The organism is Vibrio sp. 704, assembly GCF_033339295.1.
Genome location: NZ_JAWOUH010000880.1, coordinates 1 through 547, shown reverse-complemented (window position 1 = coordinate 547; position 547 = coordinate 1). Strand labels below are relative to the sequence as shown.

The window sequence follows — 547 nt, the reverse complement described above, 5'->3', positions numbered from 1 at the left end:
ATGACAAGCCAGATACGTTACCGTTAGCGTCTTTGATTGGCGCGTAATAGGTAATGAAGCGTTCGCCATATAGTTTGATTTGCGCGTAGTAAGGTTTTCCGCTCTTTAAGAGTTGGTAACCAGGATGATTGCGTCCAAGAGTCGTGCCTACTGCACGCTTACCTTGCGGATCTTTTAATGATGTTGAAACGCGAATGAAGTCATCACCAAGTGGTGCAAATAACGTTGCGATTGCTCCGGTATCACGCGTGAAGCTGTCGACCAGCTTTGTGTCGTTAATCAAACTTTCGCTGTATTGCGTGATATTTGGTACTTCATGGCCCATGAAGTCTACCGTGTAGTTTTCTACATAAACGCCTGCAAGGTAACCATTGCGAAAAGTTGATTCGAGTACTTGAGCAGTATGAAGGTAAGCATCGAACTGACCGGCAATGGTTTTTGCCATCGACTCGACTTTGGATTGATGTTCTCTCAACGTACTTTCTAGCAGCACGCCAGATGCGTTTCGATAAACGAGCGCAGCAATGCTGGAAAAGGCAATTACTAG

General features: G+C 45.3%; 1 protein-coding gene. It reads right to left on the bottom strand.

Going from position 1 to position 547, the window contains the following annotated elements; translation table 11 throughout:
- Positions 1-547: Cache 3/Cache 2 fusion domain-containing protein (locus tag R7R24_RS29665; RefSeq protein ID WP_318120583.1), on the bottom strand; the 547-nt coding region annotated here is incomplete at both ends.